This window comes from Sulfuriferula sp. (assembly GCF_054605375.1).
This window is the reverse complement of sequence record NZ_JBTSEG010000056.1, coordinates 1-7,084: the sequence shown is the minus strand read 5'-3', so window position 1 is coordinate 7,084 and position 7,084 is coordinate 1. Positions and strand designations below refer to the sequence as shown.

Below are 7,084 nucleotides of genomic sequence, written 5' to 3'. Positions count from 1 at the left end.
TTCCCATTTTCACTTGTGCGGCGTGACTAGCGCCAGAAGGAAACTGAGATGGCGTTCTCTTTGCTGTCGGCGATCGTGAATTCGGCTATTCTGAAGAGCATGAAGCTCTCGGCAGGCCAACTGCGCAGGATCACAAAAACGGAGGGGAGGTAATGAAAATAATGTCCCGCCGCTTAAAATTATCGCTTCTCGGCTGGGCCGCGGCCGTGCTCTTGATCACCGGCACGCTGGCTGCGGGCAACACCGCCGCCCAGCCAAACCAACCGTCGGCGGCGCCGGGCGTAGCCGGCTTGATCCAGCCGGTGACCCGGCGCGATCACATTCTCGGCAATCCCGATGCACCGGTCAAGATCGTCGAATTCGCTGACACTGAGTGCCCGTTGTGCAAGCGCTTTCACCCGACGCTGCAACGCATCGTGACGGAACACCCGGGCAAGGTCGCCTGGGTGTTCCGCCATTTTCCTCTCGACGACATTCATCCCAAGGCGCGCAAGGAGGCGGAAGCCACCGAGTGCGCCAACGCGCTCGGCGGCAACGAAAAATTCTGGGCGTACCTGGACCGGCTGTACGAAATTACGCCCTCCAACAACCAGCTCGACCCAGCGGAATTGCCGCGCATCGCGGAATACGTCGGCCTCAACCGCGCGGAGTTCATGCAGTGTCTGCAAAGCGGCAAGTACGCCCAGCACGTGGCGGAGGATGTGGCGGATGCGCTCGCCGCCGGCGCTCAGGGTACGCCGTATACCATCGTCATCGCGCCGAATGGCCGCCTGTTCGCCATTCTCGGCGCGCAGCCGTATGCCACGGTGAAACTGGTGGTCGACATCGCCTTGCAGCAGAAAAAGTGATCGCCATGGACAAGCCGCATCTCATCCGCACCGTCGTTGAAGCCGCCGAGGAAGTATTCGCGCAGCCGGCGTATCTCGGGCTGGCGCTGGCGATCGCGCTGGCCGCCTTCGTGGCTACGCTATGGTTTCCCAATTACAAATTGATCGGCGCGGTCTTCGCCATGCCCGACGTGGCGCTTAGCGCCAAACTGCAACTGCTGGCGAGCCTGCTCGGCGGCATCGCCACCAATTTCGGTGTGCTCGCCGCGTTTTCCGCTACGGCTATTCCTCTGCTGTTCGGCGTGGACATCGCCATGATCGTCTACTTTCTCCGGCAAAAGCGTGCGCGGTTGCCGCGCGGAGAAATTGCCGCCGGCGTCGGCGGCGCGGCGAGCGGAGCGGTCGCGGCGGGATGTGCCGCCTGCGGCTCGTTCCTGCTCGCCACCATTTTGTCGTTCTTCGGCGCATCCGGGGCGCTGGCGTTGTTGCCGCTACAGGGAGAGGAGATTGGGCTACTGAGCATTGCCCTGATGCTGCTGTCTATTTTCCTCATCGCGCGCAAAATCGTCGCGCCGGTGGTGTGCGAAATCCGGCCGCGGGGTGACACGCCCATTTTGAAGCAGCCGCCATGAACCGCTGCTGGCACGTACTGAAAATGGACCGCCCCTGCGCAATGAAATTTGAATGGTGTGACAGCCATGGGTTCTGCGCCAGCCCAGGCTGGAAAGGCTGATTTCCTTGATCAATCTCGAACGCGCATTACCTCGGAAATCTGGCCAGAATTGGTTATGGAGGTGTTGATGGTGATGAATGACGATAACCGGTTACCGCACCAGAATATTCAACTGGCCGAGATCCGGAGGTTGGTGCAACGCTTCAACTCGAAAGAACTTGAAGCCAGCATCAGCGATCAGATCGAGAAGGGTGCGAAACGTGGGCGAGCCGTCCGGCCCGACGGAGGAGATCATCGGCGTTCCGGCCAAGGCGGAATTCGTGAAAGCGCTCATGGAAAAGGGTTTCACGCAGTCCGATGCTATTCGCGAACTCGGACGGCGGATGCGGGCAGTGCAGCAGCAAGAGGAGTCGTGACAATCGACGGCATCGTGTCTTCGACCGCGGCTCGAACGTGGGTTTCTTAAACAGGAGGTGAACCATGGCGATCGATCCAGTATGCAAGATGAACGTGGAACCGGAGAAGGCAGCGGCCAAAGCGGAACATGCCGGGCAGGTATACTACTTCTGCTCCGATACCTGCCACAAGACGTTTACCGCCGATCCGGAGAAGTACACGAGCGGTACGGCACCGGCCGACCACTCTTGCTGCAGCGGGCATAAGTAGCGGATGGGCAGGGATGGCATCGGCAAATGAGCAGCGCAATGCAGAATGAGCTCATCCAGATTGGCGGCGCGGGACCTGCGGGACTTGCGGCCGCCATCACCTTGGCCAAGGCTGGCCGCCGCGTACTGGTTCACGAGACGCAGGGCGAAGTCGGACATCGGTTCGACGGCGATTTTCAGGGGCTGGAGAATTGGAGCACGCGGCAGGACGCACTCGACCTGCTACGGGGAATCGGCATAACCACGGAGTTCGCCATGTTGTCTTGCAGCCGCGGCTATGCCTTTGATGCTTGGGGTGAGCGCTACGAGGTGGCAGGTAGCAAAACACTTTTTTACATGGTGGAACGGGGGCCGGGTCCGAAGACGCTGGACACCGCCATGCTGGAGCAGGCACGTGGGCTGGGGGTCGAGGTGCGTTTCAACAGCCGTCTCGACTCCATGGATGGCCCCGGGATTCTTGCCGCCGGCCCCAAGGCGGCAGATGCCATTGCCGTTGGCTATCATTTCGAAACCGCCATGGAGGACGGTTTCTGGGTGATTCTCGACGATGAACTTGCACCGCAGGGCTATGCCTATTTGTTGGTCATGAACGGGCGCGGCACCGTCAAAAGCTGCATGTTCTCCGGCTTCAAGCGGGAGCACGAGTATGTCCAGCGCACCGTCGCCGCTTTCCAACGCTTGGTGGGGCTGGAAATGCTGAATCCCATTCCTCACGGCGGCGCGGGCAACTTCCATATCCCGGCGCGCGCCGTCACCGGCGTGCATCCGGTGGTGGGAGAGGAAGCCGGTTTCCAGGATTTTCTATGGGGCTTTGGCATGCGCTACGCCATCGTCTCCGGGGTGCTGGCGGCGCGCAGCCTGCTGGAAGGCAAGGACTACGATCTGCTTTGGCGGCGCGAGTTGTGGCCGCCAATGTGGAATTCCATGGTCAATCGGGTGATTTTCGCGATGTTGGGTAACCGTGGTTACCGCTGGATACTTCAGAAAAACCGGGGGCGGGGATGGGATGTGCATCGCATCCTCCACGGGGTCTATCAGCCTTGGTCGATCAAGCGCCTGCTCCTGCCCTGGGCACGACAGCGTTACAACTCGCAGCGCCGGGATGAGAGCTGCGACCACGTCGATTGCACCTGCGTGTGGTGTCGTCACGGCGACCATCGCATGGCAGGAACCGGGAAAGTCTGCGGTAGCCAACCCTGACGGTGAAATGGAAAAGACGATGGGTAAATTTGTAGAAGGCACGGTGGTCGGTAAGCGGCGCTGGACTGAGCGGTTGTGCTCGCTGCGGGTGGCCGCCGAAGTGGCGCCCTTCCATGCCGGACAGTTCACCAAGCTCGCGCTCGACATCAACGGCGAAATAGTCGGGCGACCCTATTCCTTCATCAACGCGCCAGGCGAAAAACCCTTGGAGTTTTATTTCATCCTGGTGCCGGCAGGGCCGCTCTCCTCACGCCTGGCTGCGCTCGAAGTGGGCGATGCGGTTTTGGTATCCCCCCACGCCGCCGGATTTCTTACACTCGCCGAAGTACCCGATGCAAAGCACTTGTGGCTGCTCTCGACCGGTACCGGTATCGGGCCGTTTCTCTCCATTCTCAAAAGCGAGGAGCCGTGGCAGCGATTCGATCGCGTCGTGCTGGTGCACGCGGTGCGCCAGGCCGAGGAAATGGCCTACGATGAAACCATCCGCGGCTTCGCGCAACAGCGTGGCGAACAGTTCCGTTTCGTGCCTTTCGTCAGCCGCGCCGAGTTGGATTTCGCGTTGCGGGGGCGCATCCCGGAAGCCATTGCCGATGGCCGGCTTGAAGCCCGTGCCGGTATTGCGCTTGCGCCGGAAAGCTCGCAAGTAATGCTGTGCGGCAACCCTGACATGGTGCGTGATACGACCGAAGCGTTGCTCGCGCGCGGCTTGAAGAAAAACCGGCGGCGCGATCCCGGTCACATTACGCTGGAAAATTATTGGTAAATCAGTGTGGGCAAAGGCTGATAAACCGTGCCTATGTTGATTGGCCGGTGCATCGGCCCGTGGTAGGACCGTAAGGAGAAACAATGACAGTTTCGGAACTCGCCAGGCGTGCAGGGGTTACTGCGGACACGGTGCGGCACTACACCCATAGTGGCCTGCTTGTCCCAAGACGTGACGAAAGAAACGGCTATAAATGTTATAGCAGCGATGACCTTACGCGCTTGGTGTTTATCCGCAGGGCACGTCTGCTGGGGTTCAGTCTGGGGGATGTCAGCGATATTTTGAAAGACAGCAGCCGTGGACACTCTCCTTGTCCGCGGGTGCGCAATCTCATGGCGCAGCGCCTCCAGGAAGCCCGCCTTAAACTGCGGGATTTGAAGAAATTACAGGCGCGCATGGAGCGTGCAACAGCGCTATGGGCAACTATGCCCGACGGCATGCCAGACGGGAAAGCCGTATGCCACTTGATTGAAGCGATAGCAATGGAAGATTGACCTGTGTGCTACACACAGGTTTTATCGTTGTTACTGTAATGACTATGCAAAGTAGAAGGATCGCGAACCGTTATTTTTTTACGAAGGAGATAAATCATGAGCAACAATACCAAGAGCAGCAAAGCCAAGGCCGAAACCAATCTGTCCGAAGAGCAACGGCGGCAATATGTTGAGGTCGCAGCTTATTACATCGCTGAAAGAGGTGGATTCAACGGCGGTTGCGAGTTAGAAAGTTGGCTGGCCGCAGAAGCGGAAATCGATCGGTTGCTGGCTGAGGGTAAGTTCTAGCCCGTAATTGAGTATGAGCAAGTCGGGTTGGTGGCTGGCCGCTAACCCGACCAAATTTGATCAGAACGTCCCCAATAAAAATAAGGAGTTCAGTGAAATGCCAAGCTCTTCGGAAATGGTTTTGCTGCCGACAATACCCGGCATCGAGCAGGCCAAACATATCCTATACCGCCTGTTCCGGGATTTCGATGGATGTTTCCACATCCGTCTGTGGGACGGTTCCGAGGTGCATCTGGGCCGCGACCAGCCGGCATTTTCACTCACCTTCAGATCTTCAAAAGCTTTTCAGGAACTCATCCTGGCGCGCGATCCGCTGCGTCTCGCGGACGCTTATTTTCGGGGGCTTATCGACATTGACGGTGACTTCTACAGTGCCCTCAAGCTGCGTCACCATCTGACTTCGTTGCAACTATCCCTGATGGAGAAGGCCAAACTTGCGGCCAGGGCATTTAGGATCAAGTCAGAAAAAACTGCATCAACTGGCAGCGACACACCCAAGTGGGCAAAAACCTTCGGGCAAAAACTGGGTATCCATCCCAGCAAAGAACTCAATCGTGATGCCATCTCTTTTCACTATGACGTTTCCAACGATTTCTATGCGCTGTGGCTGGACGAACAGATGGTCTATTCCTGCGCTTATTACGAGGATGCCAGTCAGAGCCTGGAGCACGCGCAACACGACAAGCTTGACTACATTTGCCGCAAATTGCGGCTCAAACCTGGTGAGCGATTGCTCGACATCGGCTGCGGCTGGGGCGCCCTGATCTGCTGGGCTGCGGAACATTACGGTGTGAGCGCACATGGCATTACGCTAAGCCAAAATCAGTATGACCATGCTCAACGAACGATCAGGCAGCGCGGACTCGAACAAAAGGTTTCAGTTGAGTTGCTGGATTACCGTGATCTCCAGGGCGAGGCCAAGTTTGACAAGTTGGTGAGCGTGGGCATGTTCGAGCATGTGGGCTTGAAAAATTTGCCCACTTACTTCGCAATTGCCAATCGCTTGCTGAAACCCGGCGGGCTGTTTCTGAACCACGGCATCACCAGTGATGAAGGCGGTTGGAAGAAAACCGTTTCGACCGAATTCATCAATCGCTATATCTTCCCTGACGGTCAACTCGAGACCGTCAGCACGGTTCAGAAAATCATGGAAGACGCCGGCTTCGAAGTCCATGACGTTGAGGGATTAAGGCAGCACTACGCGCTGACGCTACGCGAGTGGGTAAAACGCCTGGATGAGCGCCACGAAGAGGCGCTGAAGTATGTGACCGAACCCGTCTATCGTATCTGGCGGCTGTATATGGCCGCTTGCGCCATGCAGTTTGAAGAAGGCAATACCGGGATATACCAAATTCTGGCATCCAGGCGCGAACCCTTTTCCAGCCCGGTTCCGCTGACGCGGCGCGATCTTTATCGTCAGCCATGTTGATCAGCGTGCAAAAACATCCCCGGATATCGAGAAGGATCATCCTCGGATGCCGGGAAGTATCACGGCCGAATGCACGGGGCCGATCCGGTCCAGGATAACAGGAGCCAGGTCCTATGTGTTTTTCAGCAACAGCAAGTTTTACCGCCGGAGTTTCATTGTCAGTACTCGGCGTGGCAACGCTGAACAAGGCGAGACGAAAGGCAGAGATTCCGTTTGCGATGATCCCGCTTTTGTTCGGGATTCAGCAAATCATCGAGGGAATGCTATGGCTCTCATTCCGGTTTGATGCGCCGCTGCTCAATGTGACCATGACGTATGCGTTTACGCTGTTCTCGCACGTGCTGTGGCCCATTTTTGTGCCATTCTCCATCATGTTGGTGGAAAAAGTAGCTTGGCGAAAAAAGGTGCTATTGGCATTCCTGTTCATCGGAATGACGGCCGGCTTGTACCTGCTGTACCTGACCGTCAGGTTCCCCGTCACTTCGAAAGTTGATCAAAACATTGTGTATGTTTCGTCGCATTTTTATACGGTTCTGGTGATGGCGCTTTATCTTGCGGCCACATGCGCAAGCGCCTTCTTTTCGAGCCACAAAATAATCAATGTCTTTGGCGTTCTGGCGCTACTGCTTTTTATGGTGGCGTACTGGTTCTATACCGTCGCCTTTTTTTCCGTATGGTGTTTTTTTGCCGCGGTATTAAGTGCAGTCATTTATCTGCACTTCACGTTGGGAAAACGGCGCACTCC

10 protein-coding genes are annotated in these 7,084 nt (G+C 57.2%); 9 read left to right on the top strand and 1 reads right to left on the bottom strand.

Features of this window, described 5'->3' with window-relative positions:
- The first annotated feature begins 152 nt into the window (after positions 1–152).
- Both ACYCZJ_RS16255 and ACYCZJ_RS16250 read left to right on the top strand, forming a co-directional pair.
- Positions 153–848: a DsbA family protein gene (locus ACYCZJ_RS16255; protein ID WP_461555269.1), complete on the top strand. Its 696-nt coding sequence runs from the start codon at positions 153–155 to the stop codon at positions 846–848.
- A complete protein-coding gene (locus tag ACYCZJ_RS16250) occupies positions 845–1,459 on the top strand; it encodes a hypothetical protein (protein WP_461555268.1) in 615 nt (204 codons plus the stop codon). The genes ACYCZJ_RS16255 and ACYCZJ_RS16250 overlap by 4 nt, the downstream gene beginning before the upstream one ends.
- A 192-nt stretch (positions 1,460–1,651) precedes the next feature.
- Here ACYCZJ_RS16250 and ACYCZJ_RS16245 read toward each other — a convergent pair whose 3' ends face one another.
- Complete coding sequence (locus ACYCZJ_RS16245) at positions 1,652–1,834, bottom strand: hypothetical protein (protein WP_461555267.1); 183 nt, start codon at positions 1,832–1,834, stop codon at positions 1,652–1,654.
- Positions 1,835–1,980: 146 nt separating this feature from the next.
- On the opposite strand from ACYCZJ_RS16245, the gene ACYCZJ_RS16240 reads away from it, so the two are divergent.
- The 7 genes from ACYCZJ_RS16240 to ACYCZJ_RS16210 all read left to right on the top strand — a co-directional run.
- Complete coding sequence (locus ACYCZJ_RS16240) at positions 1,981–2,166, top strand: YHS domain-containing protein (RefSeq protein WP_461555266.1); 186 nt, start codon at positions 1,981–1,983, stop codon at positions 2,164–2,166.
- Between the two features lie 38 nt (positions 2,167–2,204).
- Positions 2,205–3,365 carry an NAD(P)/FAD-dependent oxidoreductase gene (locus ACYCZJ_RS16235; RefSeq protein WP_461555265.1) on the top strand — a complete coding sequence of 387 codons (1,161 nt, stop codon included), beginning with the start codon at positions 2,205–2,207 and terminating at the stop codon, positions 3,363–3,365.
- 19 nt (positions 3,366–3,384) lie between these two features.
- Positions 3,385–4,128 carry a ferredoxin--NADP reductase gene (locus tag ACYCZJ_RS16230; protein ID WP_461555264.1) on the top strand — a complete coding sequence of 248 codons (744 nt, stop codon included), beginning with the start codon at positions 3,385–3,387 and terminating at the stop codon, positions 4,126–4,128.
- Positions 4,129–4,211: 83 nt separating this feature from the next.
- On the top strand, positions 4,212–4,622 hold the full coding sequence (locus tag ACYCZJ_RS16225; RefSeq protein ID WP_461555263.1) for a MerR family transcriptional regulator: 411 nt from the start codon (positions 4,212–4,214) through the stop codon (positions 4,620–4,622).
- Between the two features lie 96 nt (positions 4,623–4,718).
- Positions 4,719–4,910 carry a DUF2934 domain-containing protein gene (locus tag ACYCZJ_RS16220; RefSeq protein ID WP_461555262.1) on the top strand — a complete coding sequence of 64 codons (192 nt, stop codon included), beginning with the start codon at positions 4,719–4,721 and terminating at the stop codon, positions 4,908–4,910.
- A gap of 97 nt (positions 4,911–5,007) precedes the next feature.
- Entirely contained in the window at positions 5,008–6,339 is a 1,332-nt protein-coding gene (locus ACYCZJ_RS16215; protein ID WP_461555261.1) for a class I SAM-dependent methyltransferase, read from the top strand.
- Between the two features lie 113 nt (positions 6,340–6,452).
- Positions 6,453–7,084: DUF6629 family protein (locus tag ACYCZJ_RS16210; protein WP_461555260.1), on the top strand; the 632-nt coding region annotated here is incomplete at its 3' end.